This window comes from Peristeroidobacter agariperforans (genome assembly GCF_004138335.1).
Classification (GTDB): Bacteria; Pseudomonadota; Gammaproteobacteria; order Steroidobacterales; family Steroidobacteraceae; genus Steroidobacter; species Steroidobacter agariperforans.
Genome location: NZ_RYFW01000001.1, coordinates 2,522,941 through 2,545,420 on the forward strand (window position 1 = coordinate 2,522,941; position 22,480 = coordinate 2,545,420).

The following is a 22,480-nucleotide window of genomic DNA, read 5'->3' on the forward strand; positions in this document are numbered from 1 at the left end:
TGGACCGTCGGTTCACCTTAATCCTTGGACTTGCGGAGCACGAGGGCCGCGGTGGAGCTCATTCGGGGCCTTTATAACCTGCGTGCCGGGCAGCGGGGCTGCGTGCTGACGATCGGGGCGTTCGACGGCATCCACGTCGGGCATCAGGAGATGATCCGCGTGCTGCGCGAGCGCGCCGCGGAGCACGGCTTTCCGGCCGCCTTGATGTCGTTCGAGCCGACGCCGCGCGAGTTTTTTGCCAAAGGCACGCCGCCGGCCCGGCTGACCCGGTTTCGCGAGAAGTTCGAAGCGCTGGAGCGCTACGGGGTCGACCGTTTCGTCTGCCTGCGCTTCAACGAGCGCATGCGTCGGCTCGGCCGCGAAGAGTTCGTGAGCGAGGTACTGGTAAAAGCGCTCGGCGTCCGCCACATCGTAGTAGGGCACGATTTCCGCTTCGGGCGCGACAACCAGGGTGACATCGCCTGTTTGCGCGCGCTTGGAGCGGCAGCTGGCTTCGAGGTCACCGAGGTGCCGGCCTTCGAGATCGACGGTGAGCGCGTCAGCAGCTCCGGGATCCGTGAGGCGCTGGCGATCGGCGACATGGCGAAGGCGGCGAAGCTGCTCGGTCGTCCCTATCGGATGACCGGCAAGGTGATTCATGGCGAGAAGCTGGGCCGCAAGCTGGGCTTTCCGACCGCGAACCTGCGCTTGCACCGGCGCGCGACGCCGCTGGCCGGGATATTCGCGATTCGAGTGACGGGCGCTGGACTGAAAGATGCGCCGGGTGTTGCGAGCCTCGGCACGCGTCCGGCTGTGAACGGCAAGGAACTGCTGCTGGAAGCCCACGTGTTCGACTTCGAGGGCGACTTGTATCGCCAGCACGTGCACGTTGACTTCATCGCCTACCTGCGCGCGGAGCGCTGGTTCGCCGATATGGATGCGTTGATCGAGCAGATGAATCGAGACGCCGCGCAGGCGCGGCAGATACTAGCGGTTGGCGGTTAGCGGTTCGCGGTTAGTGAAGAGAGATGCTTTTGTATGAACGCTTACATGATTACCTTGCGAATTCCGGCCGCATGCGCGCGGCGTAGCCGCGTCTGCACCAACCGCCAACCGCGAACCGCCAACCGCTAACCGCTTTTCCCGTATGGACTATAAGCAAACCATCAACCTGCCCCAGACCGACTTCCCGATGAAGGCGGACCTTGCCCGTCGTGAGCCGGACATTCTCAAGCGTTGGGAAGAAACCCAGACGTATCAGAAGCTGCGCGAGATCGCGAAGGGCCGGCCCACGTTCATTCTCCAGGACGGTCCGCCGTACGCGAACGGTGCGATTCACCTTGGCCACGCCATCAACAAGGTCTTGAAGGACATCGTCGTCAAGTCGCGCTCGATGGACGGCTTCGACGCGCCTTACGTGCCCGGCTGGGATTGTCACGGGCTGCCGATCGAACATCAGATCGAGAAGACGCGTGGCAAGGAAGTGAAGGCGCTCGATCCTCGCGCGTTCCGTCAGGCGTGCCGCGAATTCGCGCAGTCACAGATCAATGGCCAGCGTGAGGACTTCAAACGTCTGGGCGTGATGGGCGATTGGGATCGCCCGTACATCACGATGGCGCCGAAGTACGAGGCCGAACAGCTGCGCTCGTTCGCGGAGATCCTGCGCAACGGTCACGTCTACAAAGGGTTGAAGCCGGTGCACTGGTGTCTCGACTGCCGCTCGGCGCTCGCCGAGGCGGAAGTCGAGTACGAAGACAAAGTCTCGCCGGCCATCGATGTGCGTTTCGCGGTCAAGGATTCTGCCGATCTTGCGAAGCGCTTCGGCGTGCCTGGGTTGAAGTCGCCTGCGAGCGTGATCATCTGGACGACGACGCCTTGGACGCTGCCTGCCAACCAGGCCGTCGCGCTCGGGCCCGAGTTTCGTTACACGTTGGTCGACACCGGCGCCGAGTTGTTGGTGCTGGCGAGTTCGCTCGTCGACGCGGTGACCAAGCGCGCGGGCGTCGAGAACGTCACGCGGCTTGCTGAGGTCGAGGGCGCTAAGCTCGAAGGCGTGAAGCTGCAGCACCCGTTCTACGAGCGCGTCGTGCCAATCATCCTCGGCGATCACGTCACGATCGACGATGGCACAGGCGCTGTGCACACGGCCCCCGGCCACGGTGCGGAAGACTTCGAAGTCGGCTTGAAGTACAAGCTCGAGGTCTACAACCCGGTCGGCAGCGACGGCCGCTTCGTCGCCGGCACGCCGATCTTCGAGGGCGAGCGGGTCTTCGATGCGAACAAACATGTGATCGAAGTGCTGAAAGAGCGCGGCGCTCTGTTGCACGAGACCAAGCTCAATCACCGTTACGCGCATTGCTGGCGTCACAAGACGCCGGTGATCTATCGCGCAACGGCGCAGTGGTTCATCAGTATGGAACAGGCGGGGCTGCGCAAAGGCGCGCTGCGCGAGATCGCGAAAGTGAAGTGGGTGCCGGGCTGGGGCGAGAACCGCATCAACAGCATGATCGCCGATCGTCCGGACTGGTGTATCTCCCGTCAGCGCGCGTGGGGCGTGCCGCTCGCTTTGTTTACTCACAAGGCGACGGGCGAATTGCACCCGCGCACGGTCGAATTGCTAGAAGACGTGGCGAAGCTCGTCGAGCAGGGCGGTATCGACGCCTGGTTCGATCTCGATCCGGCGGTGCTGCTGGGCGGTGAGGCCGCGGAATACGAGAAAGTCCCCGACATCATGGACGTTTGGTTCGACTCCGGCAGTGCTCACCACTGTGTGCCGAAGATGCACCCCGACGTGAAAGATCCCGCCGATTTGTATCTCGAAGGCTCGGATCAGCATCGCGGCTGGTTCCACAGCTCGCTGCTCACGTCGGTTGCTCAGCACGATCGCGCGCCCTACAAGGCCGTGCTCACGCACGGCTTCACGATCGACGACAAGGGGCGCAAGATGTCCAAGTCGCTCGGCAACGTCGTCGTGCCGCAGAAGGTCATCGGCACGCTCGGCGCCGACGTGCTGCGCTTGTGGATCGCGGCCACCGACTACGCGAACGAAATGGCGCTGTCGGATGAAATCTTGAAGCGCGTCGCCGAGTCGTACCGGCGCATCCGTAACACGGCGCGTTTCCTGCTGGGCAATCTCGATGGCTTCGATCCGGCGACGGACAAAGTACCGGTGTCGGAGATGGTTGCGGTCGATCGCTGGGCCGTGTGGCGCACGCACCAGTTGCAGGAAGAAGTGATCGCGGCGTATCGCAGCTATCAGTTCCACCTCATCTATCAGAAAGTGCACAACTTCTGCAGCGTCGACCTGGGTGGTTTCTATCTCGATATCACCAAGGACCGCGTGTACACGACGGGCAAGAAGAGTCTGCCGCGCCGCTCGGCGCAGACGGCGATGTTTTATATCGCCGAAGCGCTGGCGCGCTGGCTTGCGCCGATCCTGTCGTTCACGGCCGAGGAGATCTGGCGTTACATGCCCGGTGCGCGTAGCGAGTCGGTGTTCTTCAATACCTTCTTCGAGTTCCCGAAAGAGCTGACGCAGCCGCCCACCATCGATTGGGATGCGATCCTCAATGTTCGTAGCGCCATCTCACGTGAGCTCGAGAAGCTGCGTAACGCGGGCTCGATCGGCGCGCCGCTCGATGCGGAAGTGGACGTGTACACGAAGGGGCCGTTGCTGGAGACGTTGCAGTCGTTCGGCGAGGAACTTCGCTTCGTGTTCATCACTTCAGCTGCGCGGGCGCATTCCGCCGACAGCCGGCCCGCCGATGCGGTGGCGGCGGTGGAGGGCGAGGGCAACACGACCTGGATCGCGGTGAAGCCGACGACGGCGACCAAGTGCGTGCGCTGCTGGCACAAGCGTCCGGATGTGGGGCAGCACCCGAACCATCCGGAACTTTGCGGCCGCTGCGTGACCAACGTAGACGGGCCCGGCGAACAGCGGCGCTTTACTTGAGGTCGATGCAATGACCAACCCTTTGGCGAAAGTCTGGTTCACGCCCACGCGCGGCGGCAGCAACTGGCTGTGGCTGTCTTTTTTCGTGGTGATCCTCGATCAGGCGACCAAGGCGCTGGTCATCAGCACCGTGAAATTCCAGGACAGCATTTCGCTGCTGCCCATCCTCGACATCGTGTACCTGGAGAACACCGGCGCGGCGTTCAGCATCCTGGCGGAGGCATCGGGCTGGCAGCGATGGTTCTTCATCACGCTCGCGGTGGTGGTGAGCTTGACGTTGATGATCTGGCTGCGGCGCATTCGCGCGGATCAGACCGTTCTTGCGATCGGGCTGTCGCTGGTGCTCGGCGGCGCGCTCGGCAATGTGATCGATCGCGTCATGCACGGCTACGTCGTGGATTTCATTTACTTCAACTGGCGCACGTGGGATTTCCCGGCGTTCAATATCGCCGACACGGCGATCTCCATCGGCGCCGCTTGTCTGCTCATCGATGCGTTCCTCGAAAGCGGGCAGGACCGTCGCCCCGCCGACGGCACTCCCCAGGCGCCGACCAAGTAATATCGAGCAAGTGATGCAGATTCTCCTCGCCAACCCCCGCGGTTTCTGTGCCGGTGTCGATCGGGCCATCGACATCGTCGAGCGCGCGATCGAGCTGTTCGGTGCGCCGATCTATGTGCGGCACGAAGTGGTTCACAACCGCTACGTGGTCGAACGTTTGCGCAGCCTGGGGGCGGTGTTCGTCGAAGAGCTGGATGAAGTGCCGGACGACGCGACCGTGATCTTCAGCGCGCACGGCGTGGCGCGTGCGGTTCAAGAAGAAGCGCGTCGTCGCGATTTGAAAGTGTTCGATGCGACCTGCCCGCTGGTGACCAAGGTGCACATGGAAGTCTCGCGTTATGCGCGCGAAGGCCGCGAGGTGATCCTCATCGGTCACGAAGGTCATCCCGAAGTCGAAGGCACGATGGGGCAGTTCGATACTCAGTTCGGCGGTCGCATCGTGCTGGTCGAGACGCCGGAGGATGTGGACCGGCTCGAGATCAAAGATGCGGATCGGCTGGCGTTCGTGACACAGACGACGTTGTCGGTCGACGATACGCAGAAAGTGGTCGATGCTCTACGACGTCGCTTCCCGACGCTCACGACGCCGCGCAAGGAAGATATTTGCTACGCCACGCAGAATCGTCAGGACGCAGTGAAGCGCCTGGTCGAACGTTGCGACATCATCCTGGTGGTGGGCTCGCCGAGCAGCTCGAACTCGAACCGCCTGCGCGAGATCGCGGAGAAGGCGGGTATCCCCGGCTATTTGATCGATGGTCCGGAAGACATGAAGCGCGAGTGGTTCGAAGGCAAGCGCGTCGCGGGTGTGACTGCGGGTGCGTCGGCGCCGGAAGTACTCGTCGAACGAGTGGTCGCGCGGCTGAGAGAATGGGGCGGTCAACTCCCCGAGAACCTGCAAGGGCAGGTGGAGAATGTCGTGTTCAGCCTGCCAAGAGAGCTGAGAGAAAAACAGCGGCCCGCTATCTGATCTCTACCCGCGTCACATACGACGCCGCTCCCGTGCCGGGCGCTGACCAGCTGACGGCGACGACGTAGCTCGCTGGCGTCATCGACGTATCCCGTGAGATCGAGCCCAGGCCGCTGGGCAATGAGCGTTCGACCTCGTCCTCCCAACACGCGGCGATCTGTGCGGCCTTGTCTTGTGGCGTTCGCGTTTTCGCTTTGTCGCTGCAGATCACGCCGACCGTCGTCGCAAAGCCGTCTCGACCCTCGGGAGTCGTGCGAATGCGTTCAGCCATTTGCTCAGCAAGCTCCGCCGCTTGCAGCGGCAGGCGCGCGTCTGCGGGAATGTGAGTTTGATCCGAGTAAAGGGCCGCAATGCCGACGATGGCCACAGCCATGACCAATAAGGCGGCAAGAATCTCGACGATGTTGAAGCCACGCTCGCGGTAAGCGCCGCGCGAGGGCGTAATTGGTCCTCCCATACGCGCGCATGATGGCTATCCGTTGGGACACCGTAAAGGCCGATTCTCGGCGTCTCGTGTCGCTAAGCGCGGACGGCCGAAGATGTTGATGATGATGGCGCGCGCCTGCGCCGGGCCGCGACCATCGCAGAACACCAGCGTGCCGTTGACGCCATATTGATAGGGATTGAATGAATAGCTGCGCCGGTTCGACGTGACCGTTCCGCCGCGCCAGGGTGCTTGAACGGCGAGAATCCGTTCGTTCTCATCGCGCATCGGCGGCTCGTCCCGATCGGAATTCACGAACACGATCCAGCCCTCCTGCCAGTTGGCGGTGGCGTTGCTGCAGGTCTCGCCGTCTATCGAACGGCAGATGGAGACCGTATGTCCCTGCAGGGTCGCGGTGCTTCGAGCCAGGTAGACGTTATGGACGAAGGAGTTCACTACCGAGGCTCGTTCCGAGTCGAGCATCATCCCGCGGAACGAGGGTGCCGCGAGCCCCAGCAGAATCCCCGCGATCGAAAGCGTGACCATCAACTCGAGCAGACTGAAGCCCGTCGGGCGGGAGCTGGATGGAGGACAGGGGGGACACATGGGCGCGATCCTTCGCTACACGGACGCCCACCATAGGAGCCCGCCCCAGCCCCCAAATGTCGATTTCGAGGCTTTTTTACCTAGTTTCTCGCCTCCAGGCGCATGCCGAGGTATGCTCGGTCCCAAGTTGATTGCCCTGGGTATTTGCCCGGATTTTTCAGTGGCGGGTTCCTAAGTGACTTCCGAGTACAGCCCTCAGCAGGGCCCCGCGGTCAGCGCGGAGGGTCCGACGCGCGATCGGATCATCGAGCAGCTGCACCTGCACGGCCTCAAGCCTACCCATCAGCGCGTGCGTGTTGCCGAGATTCTGATGGCGGCGCCGACGCACATGACGGCCGAGCAGATCCTGGCGGAGATCCGTCGGGGTGGCGAGCGCGTCTCCAAGGCCACGGTCTACAACACGCTCAAAGTGCTGGCCCAGCGCGGGCTGGTGCGCCAGATCCACCTGGATCCGGAGCGCTCGGTGTATGACTCGACCATCGTTCCCCATCACCATTTCCATGACCTGGAAACCGGTGAGCTGCGGGACATCGATCCGAACGACATCGCCTTCAGCCGTTTCCCGACATTGCCCGAGGGCATGGAAGCCGAGGCCATCGAGGTCGTGATCCGTCTGCGCAAGAAGCGTCCGGTCGAGACGCCTTCGGCCTAGTCGTCAAGTTCGTTGCAGCGCCTGTTCGCTCGCAACTTCTTCCCCTATACTTCGCACCCCGCCGCACCGGGGCTCCCCGGTGCCGCATCGGTTCTTCGGTGCCGACTTAGCTCAGCTGGTAGAGCAACGCATTCGTAATGCGTGGGTCCGCGGTTCGATTCCGCGAGTCGGCACCATTTCCCATCAAGCACTTACGCCTCATGACGTTGCAAGCTTCCGAACGCTCGCGTTGGCGGAATGTCTCCCGGCTGGTCGTGATCGCCCTGGCCGCGTACGGCGCCTGGTATCTGGCATCCGACACGGTACGCAGAGTCACGGCAGACGCGGCCCCTCGAGCCGTCGTGCCCCGGCCCGAGCTCATGTCGAACGAGCAGGCCATCATCGGTTTGTTCGAAGCGGCCAAGGGGTCAGTGGTGTTCATCTCGACCCAGGAGCGCGTGCTCGACTACTGGACGCGGAATGTCATGACAGTGCCGCGAGGTACCGGCTCGGGCTTCATTTGGGATGAGCAAGGTCATGTCGTCACGAATCTGCACGTCATCCAAGGCGGCAGCAGCGCGACGGTGAAGCTCGCCGACGGTCGCGATTTCGAAGCGACCTTCGTCGGCGGCAGTGAGGCGCATGACATTGCGGTCCTGAAAATTGTCGCGGCCAAGGATGCGCCGGCGCCGATTCCCGTCGGCAGCAGCGGCGACGTGCAGGTCGGGCAGTCGGTATTCGCGATCGGCAATCCTTTCGGGCTCGACTGGACGCTGACGACGGGCATCGTGTCGGCGTTGGATCGTTCGCTCAGCGAGGACGACGGCCGCGTCATTCAACATCTCATCCAGACCGATGCCGCAATCAATCCAGGCAACTCGGGCGGGCCACTGCTCGACAGCGCCGGTCGATTGATAGGCATGAACACCGCAATCTTCAGTCCGTCGGGCGCGAGCGCGGGGATCGGTTTCGCAGTGCCCGTGGACACGATCAACCGTGTCGTGCCGGAGCTCATCGCCACAGGTCGTTACGCTCCGCCGAGCCTCGGCATCGACGTCGATGAGACGCTGAGTCGCGCAGTTGCCCGACAACTCGGTGTACGCGGCGCGGCGGTTCTCAGGGTTCAGCAAGGCGGGACTGGCGAGCGTGCCGGGCTGCGTGGGGTTCGCGTCGAGCGCCGGAACACGATTGTTCCAGGCGATGTGATCGTCGCAGTCGACGGCAAGGAAGTGGACAGCGGCGCGCTGTTGTCCGCGCGACTGGATGACTACAAGCCGGGCGATACCGTGCGTCTGAAAGTGTGGCGTGAGGGTAAGGAAATCGAGCTGACCGCCCAGCTGCAGCAGGGCAGTTAGCCTTTCGGTAAACTTGCAGGGATGTCAGCAGAAGAAAGCGCGCCGCCGCCGCGGCCCTCGCGGACCAAATCTCAGCGCCAGCTGACGGCGGGGCGCATGTTCGTCTATCGGCTCGCCACCTATCTGGGCGCGCTGATTCTCGAAGTGCTGTGGTGGACCAGCCGGCTGAAGATCGTCAACCTGGATCGGCTGGAAACATTGCTGAAAGAGCAGGGCGCGGTGGTGCCGGTGTTCTGGCATCAGCATTTGCTGATGGCCGCGCGCTTCATCTGCTCGAGCAAGATCAAAGGCATGAAGCCGGGCTTCATGATTTCGCCGTCGGTAGATGGCCAGGCGCCGACCATGCTTGCGGAGATGTACGGCGCGCACGTGGTGCGCGGCTCGGGCTCATACACCGGCGTGCGTGCGGTTCGCGGTGTTTACAACGCGATCGTGAAGGAAGGCATCTCGCCGACCATCACGCCCGATGGTCCGCGCGGCCCGCGCTTCGTCATGAAGCCTGGCGCCATCTTCACGGCGCAGATCAGCGGCAAGGCGGTCGTGCCGATTGCCTATGCGGCGAGTCCCGCGAAGTTGCTCAGGACGTGGGACAAGTTCGTCATCCCGTTTCCCTTCGCGCGCCTGCGCATCGCGATCGGCGAGCCTTACTTTCCGCCGAAGCGGATGACTGAAGAAGAGATGGAGGCCGCGCAGAAGGAACTAGAGCGGCGCCTGCACGAGACCTTCAAAATCGCCGAACGCGCTTTGCACGAGCGTTAACCGCGAGCGCGCTTGATCGGCGGCTCCTCCGCGCAATCTTTGTCGACGCAGTCTTCCACCTCGATCTGAATCGTCGCGTGCGTGATGCCGAAGCGCTCCGCCAACAGCGCCTTGGTGTCTTTCAACACCATTGCCTGATCCGCCGAGCCATTCACCAGCGCGTGCATGGTGAGCAATGTTTCGTGCGGCCCGACCGACCAGGTGTGCACGTGGTGAACGTCCCGGATCGCCGGGATCTTCTGCTCGAGCGTGCGACGCAGCTCGCCCTGATCCAGCCACTCCGGCGAGCCTTCCATGAGAATGTGCGCTGACCGGCGCACCAGCGAGATCGCGGTTTTCACGATCAGCGCGCTCACCAGCAACGACAATAACGGGTCGATCGGCATCCAGCCGGTCCACAGAATGACCAGCGCCGCGACGATGGCCGCGGCCGAGCCCAAGAGGTCGCCGAGCACGTGCATCGTGGCGGCCGCAACGTTCATGTCGTGCGAGTCGCCCTGGCGCAGCATCGCGAACACGAGCAGGTTCAAGGCGAAACCGATTGCGCCGATCCACAGGATCGCGCTGGCGTTCACGGGCACTGGGTTCAACAGGCGCGCGATGGCCTCGAATGCGATCCAGGCGACGATGAACAGTAGGGCGCAGCCGTTCACGAAAGTGGCGAGCACTCGCAGCCGTTGATAGCCGAAGGAGCGCTTGGCATCGGCCGGGCGGGTGGCGATTCGGACTGCTGCCCAGGCGAGCGCCAGGGCGGCGGCATCGGTGAGCATGTGGCCGGCGTCGGCGACCAGGGCGAGCGAGCGCGCCAGCAATCCGCCAGCAAATTCGACCACCATGAACGATGCGGTCAGCGCGAAGGCTATCCCCAGGACCTTGCCGCTGGCGCCCGCGGCATGGTCGTGATCATGGTCGTGGCTGTGGTCATGATCGTGCGCATGATCATGGCCATGCTCGTGCCCGTGCCGGTGCTCGTTCATGGGGTCAGGATAAGTCGATTGATTTTGCCCGGCCAGACGTCCTACCTGCCCGGTCTATAATCTGCGCGCGCATGAAACTCTCCGTCGTCATTCCAGTTTGTAATGAGGCTGACAATGTCGGGCCGCTGGCCCGCGAAATCCAGGCCGCCCTGGCCAACCATCAGCCCTTCGAGATCATTTTCGTGGACGACGGCAGCACCGACGGCACTGTGGCGGCCGTCAAGGCGGCCCGCGCCGAGGGCATCCCCGAAATCCGTCTGCTGGAGCATTCCCAGCGCTGCGGCCAGAGCCGGGCGGTCTGCACCGGCGTCGAAGCGGCGCGCGCGGAGTGGGTCGCGACCCTGGATGGCGACGGTCAGAATGACCCGGCCGACATCCCCGAAATGATCAAGGCCGTGACCGCGGGCGATGAGTCTCTGCGGCTCGTGATGGGCAATCGCACCACACGAAAAGATACCTGGCTGCGCCGGTTTTCTTCGCGTGTTGCGAATGGTGTACGCGGCGGGCTGCTTCGCGACGGCACCCCCGACACGGGCTGCGGCATCAAGCTCATGCACCGGGCCACGTTCATGCGGCTGCCCTGGTTCAACCACATGCACCGCTTCCTGCCGGCGTTGTATCAACGCGCCGGCGCCCGCGTGATCTCCGTGCCGGTGCGCCATCGGCCCCGCACTCGGGGGGTCTCGAAGTACGGGTTGAGCAATCGATTATGGGTGGGGATCGTGGATCTGTTCGGGGTGCGCTGGCTGATCCTGAGGAACTCGCCGCACATTCGCATCCGGGAATCCCTGCCCCACGAATGAGGTCTGCATCTGACGGGGATTCCGTCGGATTGCGTACGGCCTGCACAGAGAAATGTCGCTGTTTGGCGTCGAGAGTTGGGTGCGACACTTGGCAGCCTGCTTTCCATCGCATATTTTGCTGTGCCACAATCGGACGATCGCCGCATTGCTATTCATATTCGCTCAGCAGTGCAGTGCCGGCGACGCGCAAGAAAGTTTCGATTCGGGAGGGTGCCCTGAATGAACGATACCAATCGCGGTCCAACGAGTCCGCGTAACTGCCGCTTGGCGCCCACCACCCGCTGACGCACGTCGCAAGTGGCAAGCAATCCGACAGAGCATGGACCGCTGATCTCCGCGCCGAGCGGCGATACGCTGTTTACTGCGCGTCCTCGCCGTAACACCAAGGTGGGCCTGGACGTTCTGCTCACCAAGGCGTCCATCGATTTTCAGAATCTCACGTCGGAGCGCGACGATCCGCTGCTGAAGCACAATCTGGAGGCGCTGCGCGAATCGGCCGGCCTCGATGCAGTTGTGATCTCGACGTTCGATGAAGCTCACAAGAGCATCGAGCACGTGGTCGCGGCGAGCGGCCTGTTCGCGACCTTCAATCCCATCGTGTTCCACGGCGAGCCGCTCGAGCGCTTGCCGTATCTTCGCAGCAAGCTGGGTCATCTGCGCATCGTCGAGATTCGCGATACCTCTCGTCCTCGGCGCGAGCTGGCGGCCGAGGGAGCGCGCTTTGCGTCTTTACATATTGGCGCCGCGTTGATCGTCGGCGTGGCCATTCAGGGGCGCGTTCAGGCTTTCATCGCGCTGTGCTCGACGCTGCCGCGCGATTCGTGGGATGCCAACCTGCACTTGATGCTCAAGCTGCTCGGTTCGAGTTATTCGAGTGGCATCGAAAGGTTGCGCTACCAGAAGCACTTCCATCAGCTCGAAGAGCGCAATGAGCTGGCGTTGCACGGCGCGAACGATGGCTTGTGGGACTTCGAAGTCGATAGTCAGAAGACGTGGTTCTCGCCGCGCTGGAAAGCCATGCTCGGCTACAGCGACGACGAAGCGGAACCGCTGGTCGACTGGCAACAATTGTTACATCCGGATGACACGGTGCGAGTGGGCACGGCCCTGCGCGATCACTTGTCCGGCAAAGAGCCCTTGTTCGAAAGCGTCCACCGGCTGCGCCATCGCGATGGCGTCTGGCTGTGGGTGGAGAGTCGCGCCAAGGCGCGTCTCGATGAGCAAGGCCGCGCACGGCGCATCGTCGGCGTCGATCTCGACGTCACAGAGCGAAAGCTGTACGAAGAGGCGCTGTTCAAGGAGAAGGAGAGCGCGCAGATCACGTTGCAGTCCATCGGAGACGGCGTGATCACCACCGATTCGAAGTGCCGCATCGAGTATCTGAACCCGGTCGCCGAACAGCTCACCGGCTGGCGGCTCGAGCATGCGCAGGGTCGCGTCATCGACGAGATCTATCGCAGCTTCCATGAAGAGACCTGCGAGCCGCTGGAGAATCCGCTGGCGGTCGCGATCCGGCGCACGCGCGCGATCAAGTCGGTTCGCCCGACGCTGCTGATTCGTCGCGACGGCAACGAGCTCTATATCGAGAGCTGCGCCTCGCCGATTCGCGATGGCGCGGGCAATGTGTCTGGCGGCGTGCTGGTGTTCCATGACGTGAGCGAGAGCCGCGAGCTGAATCGCAAACTCTCCTATCACGCAAGCCACGACATTCTCACGGGCCTGGTCAATCGTCGCGAGTTCGAGTCGCGGCTGGAGCGGGCTCTGAAGAGCGCCAAGGCTCGCGAGGCATCCTACGCGCTGTGTCACATCGATCTCGACCAGTTCAAGATCATCAACGACAACTGCGGCCATAGCGCGGGCGACGCGCTGCTCGGCCAGGTCGGCGCACTGCTCAAGTCGAAGATTCGCTGGCGCGACACGGTGTCGCGTCTGGGTGGCGATGAGTTCGGCGTGCTGCTCGAAAGCTGCTCGCTCGAAGAAGCCGTGCGTAACGCCGAGATGCTTCGCGAGGCGATTCGCAACTACAAGTTCGTTTGGGAAGAGCGCACGTTCCGTCTGGGCGCCAGCATCGGCGTCGTGCCGCTGTCGCCGGAGAACGAAGACGTTGCTTCACTGATCTCTGCCGCCGATAGCGCCTGCGCCGCTGCCAAAGAAAGCGGTCGCAACCGCATCTACAGCTTCCAGGAAAACGACATCGATTTGATGCGCCGTCGCCGCGAAATGCAGTGGGCTGCACGCATCAACAATGCCCTGGAAGACAATCGCTTCGAGATTTTCCGTCAGGTCATTCAGCCGCTCCAGCACAAGGAGGCGCACGGACTGCACTACGAGCTGCTGCTTCGTATGCGCGATGAGGCAGGCAAGATCGTGGCGCCGGATCAATTCATCGTCGCGGCTGAGCGCTACGGCCTGACGCCGAACATCGATCGGTGGATGATCGAGCACGCGCTGCGCTGGCTGGTGTCCGAAGCGGACGAGCGCGAGAAGCTGGAGTTGTGCTCCATCAACCTGTCGGGCCAGAGCTTGGGCGACGACAAATTCCTGCCGTTCGTGATCGATCACTTCCATCGCAGCGGCATCGACGCCTCGAAGATCTGCTTCGAGATCACCGAGACCGCGGCCATCGCCAGCTTCTCGCAGGCGAACCGTTTCATTCACGCGCTGAAGGAGTTGGGCTGCCGCTTCGCGCTCGACGACTTCGGCACCGGCCTGTCGTCATTCGGTTACCTGAAGCACTTCCCGGTGGACTTCCTGAAGATCGACGGCAGCTTCGTGAAAGAAATCCTGCACGACCCGATCGATCGCGAGATGGTGCGCTCGATCAACGAAATTGGTCACCTCACCGGCAAGCAGACGATTGCCGAGTTTGCCGAGAACGTCGAGATCATCGAGATGCTCCGCAGTATCGGCGTGGACTACGCCCAGGGCTACGGAATAGCGACGCCGCAGCGAGTGATGAAGCTCGCCTCGGGCGGCGAAGCGTTCTAGGCGAAGCGCATCGATAAATCCACGGCTCTTACGTGCTTCGTGAGCCCCCCCACGGAGATGTAGTCGACTCCTGTCTCTGCCACGCTCCGGAGCGTCTCCAGCGACATGTTGCCCGACGCCTCCAGCTCAATGCCCTTGTTTTCGTGCGATCGAGTGATGCGCACCGCGGTCTTCATGTCTTCGTTGGAGAAGTTGTCGATCAGTATGCGGTCCACTTTCGCGGCCAGCGCCTGCCGCAGTTCGTCGAGATTCTCCACCTCGACTTCCACCATCACCTTGCTGTTGACCTTGCGCGCCTCGGTCACCGCGGCCGCGATCGAGCCCGCCGCTGCGATGTGATTTTCCTTCACGAGGATGGCATCGAACAAACCGATGCGATGATTCGTGCCGCCCGCGCATCGCACGGCGTACTTCTGCGCCAGTCGCAGGCCAGGAATCGTCTTGCGCGTATCGAGCACTCGACATTGCGTGCCATTCAGCGTTTCGACATAGCGGCTCGTCTCGGTCGCCACTGCAGACAAGCACTGCAGGAAATTCAGCGCCGTGCGTTCGCCAGTCAGCAGCGAGCGCGAGGGGCCGGACAATTCGCAAAGTAACTGGTTGGCGCGCACGCGATCGCCGTCTGCCGCTTTCCAAGTGACCTGCACTTTGGGATCGATTTGACGAAACACTTCGTCGAACCACGCGCGGCCACAGAGCGTCGCGTCCTCGCGCGTGATGACGGTGGCTTTCGAGACGCGATCGGCCGGAATCAACTGCGCGGTCAGGTCGCCCGTGCCGACGTCTTCTTCAAGCGCAATCTTGACGGTGCGGGTGATGTATTCCGAGCTGGGCGGGGCAATCGACATGATTGAGTCCTCGAACGCGAGACGTCGAAGACTATCAAAACCCAGCCAGAGCTGGGTTTTGCCAAAACTCGCGAGGCTAGGGCTTAAAAAGGTAACCCGTGGCTCTGGCCACCCATGCACATCAGCATCGGCACGGACAGGATGAAATTCACGCGTGAGGCGTACAGAGCGACTTTGCGCGCCTTGGCTTTTTCCTCGTCGGTGGCGGGGACGATGCCGAGTATTTTCTTCTGATTGCGCCAGATCAGGCCCCAGACATTGAGCAGCATGATGGTGCCCAGCCAGGCGCCTACGCCGATGGTCACGAAACCTTCCTGCAGCAGGAAGGCCTTGTGCATGGCTACCGGGCTGCCATAGCCGAACAGCAGGAAATACGCACCGGTGACCCAGGTCGCCACCGAGGCCCAACGGAACCACCAGAGCGCACGCGGGGCGACATATTTCGTGATTCCGGCGCCACCCGGGCCGCCCTTATCGGCGGTGGCATCGCCCAGCGCGGGGACCTGAACGACGTTGAAGTAGTAGAGCAGGCCGATCCACATCACCCCTGAGACGATGTGCAGCCAGCGATCGATGCGCGTATGGTGCAGGCCCAGCCCGTCGGCGCCGACCAACGTGGTGGTGAGGATGACCGAGAGAACAATGGCAAGCACAAAGGCCGAGATGATGGCCCCGCGCACCGTAGTCAGTGGATGCATGACCTGTACTCCTCGCTAAACCCGCCGGTTATTCGTTCTTGTCGCCGCGTCCGATGCGACCTTGCCAGTCCGGGGACTACGGGATTTGTCAGCAAAAAGCGTTTGAAGAATAGGGGAGGCATCCCCATAATTCAATTGTCAGCCCCTTCCGTCATGACGTTGCCGCCCCCACTTCCGGCTGTTGCTTCTCCCTGTATCAAGGTCTGTGTACTGGATGCACAGCAGGTCTGCGTTGGCTGTGGGCGTACCCTTGACGAGATCGCTCAGTGGTCGCGGATGACGGAGGAGCAGCGGGGCCAGGTCGTCGACCGGGCACGCCAGCGGCGCAGCCAGGCCGCCCCGTGAACCGTCTTTGGCTTTAATTCGAGGTTTGTATGGACGTCATCGAACGCATCAAGTCGCAGCTGTCCTCCAGCCCGGTCGTGCTGTACATGAAGGGCACGCCTGACTTTCCCCAGTGCGGCTTCTCCGCTGCCGCTGTGCGCGCTCTGGGCGCTGTCGGCGCCGAGTTCGCGCACGTCAACATTTTCGAGGATCCGGAGCTGCGCGAGGCGCTGAAGCAATACTCCAACTGGCCCACCTATCCGCAGCTTTACGTGAACGGCGAGCTGATCGGCGGCTCGGACATCATTATCGAGATGTACAAGAGCGGCGAGCTGCAGACGCTCATCGGCGAGGCGGCCAAGGCCACCGGTTGATTCTTTCCTTGTTGCCCTCCGCCCCCGGGCGGAGGGCATCACGGGCCCAACTTCCTCCGCTCGGGTCCGTTAAACTCTCCGCATGACCCAGCTGACTCTGCTTCGTCCCGACGATTGGCATTTGCACGTGCGCGATGGCGCCCACCTGGCCAGCGTCGTTCCCTTCACCGCCCGCCAGTTCGCGCGCGCGGTCATCATGCCGAATCTCAAGCCGCCGGTGACGACGGTGGCGGCTGCGGCTGAGTATCGCGAGCGCATCTTGCAGGCGGTGCCTGCGGGTCTGCGCTTTGAGCCGTTGATGACGTTGTATCTCACGGATTCGACGTCGCCGAAGGAGATTCACACAGCCAAGGCCAGCGGGTTCATCATCGGCGCGAAGTTATATCCATCCGGCGCGACGACCAATTCCGATGCCGGCGTGACCGCGATCGAAAAGGTCTTTCCAGTGCTCGAGGCCATGCAGGAAGTCGACCTGGTCTTCCAGGTGCATGGCGAAGTCACGGAGCACACCGTCGACGTGTTCGATCGCGAGAAGGTTTTTATCGACCGCATCATGTCTCGCATCGTGGAGAAGTTCCCGAAGTTGCGTGTGGTGTTCGAGCACGTGACGACGCGCGAGGGCGTGCAGTTCGTGAAAGGCGCTCGCGCCGGCGTCGGCGCGACCATCACGCCGCAACACCTGCTGTTGAACCGCAATGCGATCTTTCAGGGCGGCATTCGGCCTCACAACTATTGCCTGCCCGTGCTCAAGCGCGAGCATGATCGTCAGGCGCTCGTGGAAGCGGCGACTAGCGACGATCTTCGCTTCTTCCTTGGCACGGACAGCGCACCGCACGCGCGTCACACGAAAGAGAATGCTTGCGGATGCGCCGGTGTGTTTTCCGCGCATGCGGCCATCGAGCTGTATGCCGAGGCGTTCGAAGCGGCGGGTCGATTGGATCGGCTGCAGGCGTTCGCGTCGGAGCGCGGGCCTGATTTCTATGGCCTGCCGCGCAATACTACGAAGATCACATTGAATCGCACGTCATGGACACCGCCGGCCGTATACCGATTTGGTAACGATGAGCTGACGCCGTTCCGTGCGGGCGAGAGCGTTGCCTGGCAGCTGGCCGAGGAAATTCCGTCTTGAGCGATGTAGCCGGTGTCGAGGTTGACGGGAAGTTGCCCATGGCTCGCCGCTTTCGCGGCTTTTTGCCCGTGGTGGTCGATGTCGAGTGCGGCGGCTTCAACCCGAACACCGACGCGCTGCTCGAGATCGCAGCGGTGCTGCTGGAAATCCAGGGTGATGGCAGCTTGCTGCCCGGCGAGAGCTGGCGCTATCACGTGCAGCCATTCGCCGGCGCGAATCTCGAGCCGGCGTCGCTGGCGGTGACGGGCATCGATCCGTTTCATCCGCTGCGTCCGGCCATTCCGGAAAAAGAAGCACTAACACGGCTGTTCAAGGAAATCCGTCGTGCGATGAAGGACAACGATTGCACGCGCGCCATCCTGGTCGGTCACAACGCGTACTTCGATTTGAACTTCATCAACGCGGCGATTGCGCGCACGGACATCAAGCGCAATCCGTTCCATCCGTTCTCGAGCTTCGATACAGCGACGTTGGCTGGCGTTGCTTACGGTCAGACTGTGCTCGGCAAGGCGCTGCAGGCCGCAGGCATCGAGTGGGACTCGAACGCTGCGCACTCCGCGGCTTACGATGCGCAGAAGACGGCGGAGTTGTTCTGCAAGATCTGTAATTCGATGAAGGCGGCGATCGGCTGATGTCTTCGGGTCGAAAGCGGCCAAGGCCCTTTCGACTAGAGGTTCGCTGCCCAGCTCGCGATCGTATCCGCGAGCTCTGCCATCACTTCGCGGTCGTTGCGACCTGAGCGCGCCAGCACGTGGAAGGAATGATCCGCGCCTTCGATGCGTTTCATCGTCGCGCCTGGGCCGAGTTTCTGCACGATTGGCTCGAGCAGCGTCAGATCAGCCAACTCATCGCGCGTACCCTGCAGGAACAGCATTGGAACCTGTACGTCCGACAGATGCGTCGCGCGTTCGGTCGATGGCTTTTTCGCCGGATGCAACGGGAAGCCGACGAATGCCAAGCCGCGCACCTCGGGCAACGGTTTCGCCGCCTGAGCCTGCGAGGTCATCCGACCTCCGAATGATTTGCCTCCCGCAATCAATGCCACGCCCGGCGCTTGCTTGCGTGCTTCCTCTACTGCTGCGCGCACAGTTGCATGACAAAGTGCTGGCGGATCGGGACGTTTCGAACCGCTCTCCATGTAAGGAAAATTGTAACGCAGCGTGCCGATCTGGCGCGCCTCGAGTGCGTTGGCGAGATCGGTCATGAAAGCATGCGCCATTCCTGCGCCGGCTCCATGACCGAGTACGAAACAAGCGCGGGCCTGTGGCGGAAGTTGCAGTAAAGCTGACACGCGTAGGCCGCTTTTAACTTCTATGCTTAGCGGTGTCGAAGAGGCTGTCATGCCGGCAGTATGAACTTTCGCGGCGCTGAATGGCACCCACGGCGCTACCGAACCTATGGACCGGCGATCAACTCGCTTTAGTCAGCAGCATCGTCGCGCCAGGGTGCGCAGCATGGTTGTTCCTTGCCTGGCCGACGTTGGAGGATGAAACATGAAACCTCGCATCACGCTCATTACGCTTGGCGTCGACGATCTGGAGCGCGCTGTCGAGTTTTATGGCCGCGGTCTCGGGTTCAAGACCGAGGGCATCGTTGGCAAGGAGTTCGAGTACGGCGCGGTCGCATTCTTCGAACTCGAAGGTGGCCTGCGTTTGGCGCTGTGGCCGCGGAAGAGCCTGTCGCACGATTGCGGGTTGCCCGTGTCCGCACCGAGCCCGACTGATTTTTGCCTCGCTCACAATGTGAGCTCGAAGGCGGAAGTGGATGCGGTGATGGATCAGGTTTGGAATGCCGGCGCGACCATCGTGAAGTCCGCGCACGATACCTTCTACGGCGGCTACGCCGGCTATTTCCAGGATCCGGACAAACATCTGTGGGAAGTGGCTTGGAATCCGCAGCTGCTGCCGAAGGATTGACCAGTTACGCCGCAAGCCTGTGGCTCAATTCTTCCAGCGCAATGTGCCCACGGAATCCGCCGCTACTCGCAGCCGAACGCTCATCTTCGATGGCATGTGCGAACACCACCGCGGGATCCGCTTCGAGACGATGGATGAGTCGATCGACGTTTGGATACTGTCCCGGCTCGACGACGCGATGGTATTTGCCCCAGCGCGCGAGGCCAATGAAGTACGCGTCGGCCAATGACTTCCGCGAGCCCATGAGCCACTCGCTGTTCGCGAGCATCGATTCCAGCTGTTCATTGGCTTTGGCGACGGTCTCCCGACCGACCTCACGTAGCACACCTGGCACCGGAGAATTCTGATCCATCTTGTACGCATGCCAGAGCGGCCCGAACGCGGCGAAATAGGTCGTGGTCAAGAACGCGATGCGCTGATTGAGGCGATCGAACTCACGCGTGCCTTGGGCGAATCCAAAGCCTTTGGGGATGCCGCGCGCGGCAATGTTTTGCAGTGTGGCGGCGCTCTCCGTGAGCACCGTGCCGTCCTCGAGCAGCAAGGCGGGCGTTTTGCGATCTGGATGGAATCGCGCGTACAGGTGCGACTGCATGTCCCGCAGCATGTCGATCCTGCACAGCCGGTAAGGCTGGCCCAGCCATTCCAACGCAACGATCGATCCGAACGAGCATCCCTGCGGGATGCCATACAACAGCACGGGCTCCATGAATGAACTCCGAAATGTAGCAGGGAGCCCTATGTTATTGAGCACGTGCGCACTGTAAATTACGAACAAATTTGTGACTGGAGCCCCTGAGTGGGCACAAATTTGTTACTGCTATGAAAACTACCGTTTCTGGTTGTCCCATCGAAGACGCCATGCGCTTGTTGAGCGGGCGCTGGCGTACGTTGCTGGTCTATTACTTGATCGACGGTAAGAAACGCTTCGCACAGCTGCGCAGAGACAACCCGAAAATTTCTCATCGCATCTTGACGCATGAATTGCGAGCGCTTGAAGGCGCAGGCGTCATCACGCGCACTGTCGTGCCTGGAAAGATCGCGCACGTCGAGTACGAGCTGACGGAGGCTGGCCGCAAGCTGGTCCCGCTGATCAATGCATTGGGCGACTGGTACGAAGACCTGCAGCGTGAGCGCGAGCCGGCTCGAGCAGTAATTTGACAGTTGGCGCTTCTGCAAATTTCCAGCGCTGAGAGTTCGCTCTCAGTCCGGATCCTTCGCGAAGGCAGCCACATCCGCCGGCAACTGCACCCAGGAGTGTCGCCGGCTGTCATAGACCGAAGCCTCCGGCGGTGGGAAGTTCGGATCCGCAAACGCGCCCACGGCCACACTGACTCCGCCCTCAACACCTTCTTCCGTGTGAAAGACCGTCGAGCCACACACCGGACAAAACCGAAACCGGAACTGCGCGCCCTGATCGCCGGTGCGCACATACTCGGTCGCCTTGCCTGAAACTCTGAAAGGCGCCGAGAAGCCGGCGAGCGCAGCGAACACGCTGCCGGTCCGCTGTTGGCACGCCAGGCAATGGCAGACGCCAACACCGCGAGGTTCACCGTCGACTTCGATGCTCAGCTGGCCACAACAGCACGACGCCTTACGAGTCGCCACAATCACTCCTTGCGCGCGCGCTTCGTGCGTGCGCTGGCGAGTACGTCCTGCTCAAGCAAGAGCTGAGTCGTGTACCGGACTCCGAAGCCAGTGAAGTCGGTGGGCACATGCGCCAGTCCGCCGGGGCGGTTGCCGGCGGCGAGATCGATGTGAATCCACGGGATCTCCGCCGGCACGAATTTACTCAGGAATCGCGCCGCCAAAATGTGATCGCCCTTGCTATCCGGCGTGCAGTGAAGGACATCGGCGATCGATGATTCCAGATCGCTGTCGAAGTCCTCATCCATCGGAAACGGCCACACGCGCTCGCCGCTGTTACGACCCGCGGCCTCGATAGCACTGTGCCATTCCGGCCGATTCGTGAACGCACCACAATAGCGCTCCGTCAGTGCTGTTACGCACGCACCGGTAAGGGTCGCGAAGTCGATGATCAAATCCGGCTTCTCGCGCGCAGCGATGGTGAGCGTATCAGCGAGCACCATGCGACCTTCGGCGTCGCTGTGCGCGACTTGGATCGTTGTGCCATTCGCTGCGCGCACGACTTCTTGCGGGCGAAATGCGTTGGGGCCGATCTGGTTTTCGGTGATCGCGAGCCAGCAGTCGATGTCATAAGGCACGTTGAGGCGAGTCAGCGCGAGCAGGGTGCCGACGGCGACGGCGCTGCCCTGCATGTCTTCGTGCATCTGATACATGCTCTTGTGGGGCTTTAAATTAATACCCCCCGTGTCAAAACAAATACCCTTGCCGACGAGCGCCAATTTCTTGCGCGCGGCATCGCCGCGTGCGCGATAGCGCAGACGTACGATGCCCGCTTCACGATGCTCATTCGCGCGCGTTACCGCCAGAAATGCGCCGGCGTTCAGTTTCTTTAGCGCGCGCTCGTCGAGGAAGGAGAACGCCCAGCCTTCGCGTTTCGCGAGGTCACGCAACGCTTTTCGATAACTCGCCGTGTGCAGGACGTTCGGCGGCAGCGTGGTCAGCCAGCGCGCCAGATGATTGCCGCGATCGATCGCGATCGACAGCGCCGCATCGATCTCCGGGCCATCGCCGCTCAGGGTGAGTTGCGGAGGTTCTGGCGCCTTGGGCGTCTTCGACTTGATCACCGGCATCGGCGCAGTCGCGGCCAGCGCAGCGGCCGTCAGCGCTTCGAGCATCGCTGCACTCGCCGTGGTATCGAGCCCCTGTGTTGCGAGCAGCACTTTTGCGCCGGAAGCAGGCGCTAACTCCTTCCAGATGCGGCTCGCGAGCGAGAGGCGCTCGAACTGCGAGCTTGAAGCTTTTGCAAGCGCCACCACCATAGGTGATGCATCGGCTGCCACTCGCGCACTGAGGATAGATACAGGTCCGCGTGCCTTGGCTTCGCGATACAGCCGTTGCCAGGCCGCCCCGTAGGGCAGCTTGGTCAAGCGCTGCTCGGCCTGCTGCTTATCGATGACGACGATGCAGGCATCGTGTTTTTGCATTGAGCTTTCGCTCAGCTGCGCGCGACGCTGAAAAATACGGATGTCGCGCTCTGCGGGAAGCAATTCCACCACGCTGATTACCTACAGGGTTCCTTGACCGAAAATTCTCAAACTCCGATGATA

24 protein-coding genes and 1 tRNA gene are annotated in these 22,480 nt (G+C 62.1%); 16 read left to right on the forward strand and 9 right to left on the reverse strand.

Features of this window, described 5'->3' with window-relative positions:
• Nucleotides 1-51 precede the first annotated feature (51 nt).
• The 4 genes from EK373_RS11000 (at nt 52) to ispH (ending at nt 5,457) form a co-directional block, all read left to right on the forward strand.
• Entirely contained in the window at nt 52-984 is a 933-nt protein-coding gene (locus tag EK373_RS11000) for a bifunctional riboflavin kinase/FAD synthetase (protein WP_129642697.1), read from the forward strand.
• Nucleotides 985-1,126: 142 nt separating this feature from the next.
• Complete coding sequence (gene ileS, locus EK373_RS11005) at nt 1,127-3,931, forward strand: isoleucine--tRNA ligase (RefSeq protein WP_129642698.1); 2,805 nt, start codon at nt 1,127-1,129, stop codon at nt 3,929-3,931.
• Nucleotides 3,932-3,941: 10 nt separating this feature from the next.
• Nucleotides 3,942-4,490 (forward strand): signal peptidase II, encoded by a 549-nt coding sequence (lspA, locus tag EK373_RS11010; RefSeq protein WP_129642699.1) that lies wholly within the window; start codon nt 3,942-3,944, stop codon nt 4,488-4,490.
• 13 nt (nt 4,491-4,503) lie between these two features.
• Nucleotides 4,504-5,457: a 4-hydroxy-3-methylbut-2-enyl diphosphate reductase gene (gene ispH / locus EK373_RS11015; RefSeq protein ID WP_129642700.1), complete on the forward strand. Its 954-nt coding sequence runs from the start codon at nt 4,504-4,506 to the stop codon at nt 5,455-5,457.
• Here the strand turns inward: ispH and EK373_RS11020 are convergent.
• Together EK373_RS11020 and EK373_RS11025 are read right to left on the reverse strand one after the other, a co-directional pair.
• Nucleotides 5,450-5,914: a type IV pilus modification PilV family protein gene (locus EK373_RS11020; RefSeq protein ID WP_129642701.1), complete on the reverse strand. Its 465-nt coding sequence runs from the start codon at nt 5,912-5,914 to the stop codon at nt 5,450-5,452. The genes ispH and EK373_RS11020 overlap by 8 nt on opposite strands.
• Nucleotides 5,915-5,929: 15 nt before the next feature.
• A complete protein-coding gene (locus tag EK373_RS11025) occupies nt 5,930-6,487 on the reverse strand; it encodes a GspH/FimT family pseudopilin (protein ID WP_129642702.1) in 558 nt (185 codons plus the stop codon).
• A 175-nt stretch (nt 6,488-6,662) separates the two neighbouring features.
• On the opposite strand from EK373_RS11025, the gene EK373_RS11030 reads away from it, so the two are divergent.
• The 4 genes from EK373_RS11030 (at nt 6,663) to EK373_RS11045 (ending at nt 9,232) form a co-directional block, all read left to right on the forward strand.
• Nucleotides 6,663-7,139, forward strand: a complete 477-nt coding sequence (locus EK373_RS11030; protein WP_129642703.1) for a Fur family transcriptional regulator — start codon at nt 6,663-6,665, stop codon at nt 7,137-7,139.
• Between the two features lie 100 nt (nt 7,140-7,239).
• Nucleotides 7,240-7,315 (forward strand) — tRNA-Thr (locus EK373_RS11035).
• Nucleotides 7,316-7,339: 24 nt separating this feature from the next.
• Nucleotides 7,340-8,473, forward strand: a complete 1,134-nt coding sequence (locus EK373_RS11040; protein WP_129642704.1) for a S1C family serine protease — start codon at nt 7,340-7,342, stop codon at nt 8,471-8,473.
• A 21-nt stretch (nt 8,474-8,494) separates the two neighbouring features.
• Nucleotides 8,495-9,232: a lysophospholipid acyltransferase family protein gene (locus EK373_RS11045; protein ID WP_129642705.1), complete on the forward strand. Its 738-nt coding sequence runs from the start codon at nt 8,495-8,497 to the stop codon at nt 9,230-9,232.
• Here EK373_RS11045 and EK373_RS11050 read toward each other — a convergent pair.
• Nucleotides 9,229-10,209, reverse strand: coding sequence for a cation diffusion facilitator family transporter (locus EK373_RS11050; RefSeq protein ID WP_129642706.1), 981 nt, complete (start codon nt 10,207-10,209; stop codon nt 9,229-9,231). The two genes, EK373_RS11045 and EK373_RS11050, sit on opposite strands and share 4 nt — an antisense overlap.
• Before the next feature lie 71 nt (nt 10,210-10,280).
• Between EK373_RS11050 and EK373_RS11055 the strand changes: the two genes are divergently transcribed.
• Together EK373_RS11055 and EK373_RS11060 are read left to right on the forward strand one after the other, a co-directional pair.
• Nucleotides 10,281-11,012 (forward strand): glycosyltransferase family 2 protein, encoded by a 732-nt coding sequence (locus EK373_RS11055; protein ID WP_129642707.1) that lies wholly within the window; start codon nt 10,281-10,283, stop codon nt 11,010-11,012.
• Between the two features lie 297 nt (nt 11,013-11,309).
• On the forward strand, nt 11,310-14,000 hold the full coding sequence (locus EK373_RS11060; protein WP_129642708.1) for an EAL domain-containing protein: 2,691 nt from the start codon (nt 11,310-11,312) through the stop codon (nt 13,998-14,000).
• Here EK373_RS11060 and nadC read toward each other — a convergent pair.
• Together nadC and EK373_RS11070 are read right to left on the reverse strand one after the other, a co-directional pair.
• Entirely contained in the window at nt 13,997-14,848 is an 852-nt protein-coding gene (gene nadC / locus EK373_RS11065; RefSeq protein ID WP_129642709.1) for a carboxylating nicotinate-nucleotide diphosphorylase, read from the reverse strand. The genes EK373_RS11060 and nadC overlap by 4 nt on opposite strands.
• Before the next feature lie 83 nt (nt 14,849-14,931).
• Complete coding sequence (locus EK373_RS11070; RefSeq protein ID WP_129643615.1) at nt 14,932-15,390, reverse strand: urate hydroxylase PuuD; 459 nt, start codon at nt 15,388-15,390, stop codon at nt 14,932-14,934.
• A 309-nt stretch (nt 15,391-15,699) separates the two neighbouring features.
• Here EK373_RS11070 and EK373_RS11075 point away from each other — a divergent pair, with 309 nt between their 5' ends.
• The 4 genes from EK373_RS11075 to rnt all read left to right on the forward strand — a co-directional run bounded on the left by EK373_RS11075 (nt 15,700) and on the right by rnt (nt 18,005).
• Nucleotides 15,700-15,891 (forward strand): DUF1289 domain-containing protein, encoded by a 192-nt coding sequence (locus tag EK373_RS11075; protein ID WP_129642710.1) that lies wholly within the window; start codon nt 15,700-15,702, stop codon nt 15,889-15,891.
• A gap of 29 nt (nt 15,892-15,920) precedes the next feature.
• Nucleotides 15,921-16,244 carry a Grx4 family monothiol glutaredoxin gene (gene grxD / locus EK373_RS11080; RefSeq protein WP_129642711.1) on the forward strand — a complete coding sequence of 108 codons (324 nt, stop codon included), beginning with the start codon at nt 15,921-15,923 and terminating at the stop codon, nt 16,242-16,244.
• An 82-nt stretch (nt 16,245-16,326) separates the two neighbouring features.
• A complete protein-coding gene (pyrC, locus tag EK373_RS11085) occupies nt 16,327-17,373 on the forward strand; it encodes a dihydroorotase (RefSeq protein ID WP_129642712.1) in 1,047 nt (348 codons plus the stop codon).
• Between the two features lie 38 nt (nt 17,374-17,411).
• The gene (gene rnt, locus EK373_RS11090; protein WP_129643617.1) at nt 17,412-18,005 is read left to right on the forward strand and encodes a ribonuclease T; all 594 of its coding nucleotides are present in this window, start codon (nt 17,412-17,414) and stop codon (nt 18,003-18,005) included.
• A gap of 35 nt (nt 18,006-18,040) precedes the next feature.
• Here the strand turns inward: rnt and EK373_RS11095 are convergent, their stop codons facing one another.
• A complete protein-coding gene (locus EK373_RS11095; RefSeq protein WP_129642713.1) occupies nt 18,041-18,715 on the reverse strand; it encodes an alpha/beta hydrolase family protein in 675 nt (224 codons plus the stop codon).
• 151 nt (nt 18,716-18,866) lie between these two features.
• Between EK373_RS11095 and EK373_RS11100 the strand changes: the two genes are divergently transcribed.
• On the forward strand, nt 18,867-19,289 hold the full coding sequence (locus tag EK373_RS11100; RefSeq protein WP_129642714.1) for a VOC family protein: 423 nt from the start codon (nt 18,867-18,869) through the stop codon (nt 19,287-19,289).
• A gap of 4 nt (nt 19,290-19,293) precedes the next feature.
• On the opposite strand, the gene EK373_RS11105 is transcribed toward EK373_RS11100, so the two are convergent.
• Nucleotides 19,294-19,995 (reverse strand): glutathione S-transferase family protein, encoded by a 702-nt coding sequence (locus EK373_RS11105; RefSeq protein ID WP_129642715.1) that lies wholly within the window; start codon nt 19,993-19,995, stop codon nt 19,294-19,296.
• A 113-nt stretch (nt 19,996-20,108) separates the two neighbouring features.
• Here EK373_RS11105 and EK373_RS11110 point away from each other — a divergent pair, with 113 nt between their 5' ends.
• Nucleotides 20,109-20,447: a winged helix-turn-helix transcriptional regulator gene (locus EK373_RS11110; protein WP_129642716.1), complete on the forward strand. Its 339-nt coding sequence runs from the start codon at nt 20,109-20,111 to the stop codon at nt 20,445-20,447.
• A 42-nt stretch (nt 20,448-20,489) separates the two neighbouring features.
• Here the strand turns inward: EK373_RS11110 and EK373_RS11115 are convergent, their stop codons facing one another.
• Together EK373_RS11115 and EK373_RS11120 are read right to left on the reverse strand one after the other, a co-directional pair.
• The gene (locus tag EK373_RS11115) at nt 20,490-20,894 is read right to left on the reverse strand and encodes a GFA family protein (RefSeq protein ID WP_129642717.1); all 405 of its coding nucleotides are present in this window, start codon (nt 20,892-20,894) and stop codon (nt 20,490-20,492) included.
• 2 nt (nt 20,895-20,896) lie between these two features.
• Nucleotides 20,897-22,357: a M17 family metallopeptidase gene (locus tag EK373_RS11120; RefSeq protein WP_129642718.1), complete on the reverse strand. Its 1,461-nt coding sequence runs from the start codon at nt 22,355-22,357 to the stop codon at nt 20,897-20,899.
• Nucleotides 22,358-22,480: the final 123 nt, after the last annotated feature.

What these genes read in the sequence shown, in the direction of transcription:
- ileS (WP_129642698.1), top strand. Translation starts at nt 1,127, where the DNA reads ATGGACTATAAGCAAACCATCAACCTGCCCCAGACCGACTTCCCGATG.
- lspA (WP_129642699.1), top strand. Translation starts at nt 3,942, where the DNA reads ATGACCAACCCTTTGGCGAAAGTCTGGTTCACGCCCACGCGCGGCGGC.
- ispH (WP_129642700.1), top strand. Translation starts at nt 4,504, where the DNA reads ATGCAGATTCTCCTCGCCAACCCCCGCGGTTTCTGTGCCGGTGTCGAT.
- EK373_RS11020 (WP_129642701.1), bottom strand. Translation starts at nt 5,914, where the DNA reads ATGGGAGGACCAATTACGCCCTCGCGCGGCGCTTACCGCGAGCGTGGC.
- EK373_RS11025 (WP_129642702.1), bottom strand. Translation starts at nt 6,487, where the DNA reads ATGTGTCCCCCCTGTCCTCCATCCAGCTCCCGCCCGACGGGCTTCAGT.
- EK373_RS11040 (WP_129642704.1), top strand. Translation starts at nt 7,340, where the DNA reads ATGACGTTGCAAGCTTCCGAACGCTCGCGTTGGCGGAATGTCTCCCGG.
- EK373_RS11045 (WP_129642705.1), top strand. Translation starts at nt 8,495, where the DNA reads ATGTCAGCAGAAGAAAGCGCGCCGCCGCCGCGGCCCTCGCGGACCAAA.
- EK373_RS11050 (WP_129642706.1), bottom strand. Translation starts at nt 10,209, where the DNA reads ATGAACGAGCACCGGCACGGGCACGAGCATGGCCATGATCATGCGCAC.
- EK373_RS11055 (WP_129642707.1), top strand. Translation starts at nt 10,281, where the DNA reads ATGAAACTCTCCGTCGTCATTCCAGTTTGTAATGAGGCTGACAATGTC.
- nadC (WP_129642709.1), bottom strand. Translation starts at nt 14,848, where the DNA reads ATGTCGATTGCCCCGCCCAGCTCGGAATACATCACCCGCACCGTCAAG.
- EK373_RS11070 (WP_129643615.1), bottom strand. Translation starts at nt 15,390, where the DNA reads ATGTGGATCGGCCTGCTCTACTACTTCAACGTCGTTCAGGTCCCCGCG.
- EK373_RS11075 (WP_129642710.1), top strand. Translation starts at nt 15,700, where the DNA reads ATGACGTTGCCGCCCCCACTTCCGGCTGTTGCTTCTCCCTGTATCAAG.
- grxD (WP_129642711.1), top strand. Translation starts at nt 15,921, where the DNA reads ATGGACGTCATCGAACGCATCAAGTCGCAGCTGTCCTCCAGCCCGGTC.
- pyrC (WP_129642712.1), top strand. Translation starts at nt 16,327, where the DNA reads ATGACCCAGCTGACTCTGCTTCGTCCCGACGATTGGCATTTGCACGTG.
- rnt (WP_129643617.1), top strand. Translation starts at nt 17,412, where the DNA reads ATGGCTCGCCGCTTTCGCGGCTTTTTGCCCGTGGTGGTCGATGTCGAG.
- EK373_RS11095 (WP_129642713.1), bottom strand. Translation starts at nt 18,715, where the DNA reads ATGACAGCCTCTTCGACACCGCTAAGCATAGAAGTTAAAAGCGGCCTA.
- EK373_RS11100 (WP_129642714.1), top strand. Translation starts at nt 18,867, where the DNA reads ATGAAACCTCGCATCACGCTCATTACGCTTGGCGTCGACGATCTGGAG.
- EK373_RS11105 (WP_129642715.1), bottom strand. Translation starts at nt 19,995, where the DNA reads ATGGAGCCCGTGCTGTTGTATGGCATCCCGCAGGGATGCTCGTTCGGA.
- EK373_RS11110 (WP_129642716.1), top strand. Translation starts at nt 20,109, where the DNA reads ATGAAAACTACCGTTTCTGGTTGTCCCATCGAAGACGCCATGCGCTTG.
- EK373_RS11120 (WP_129642718.1), bottom strand. Translation starts at nt 22,357, where the DNA reads ATGCAAAAACACGATGCCTGCATCGTCGTCATCGATAAGCAGCAGGCC.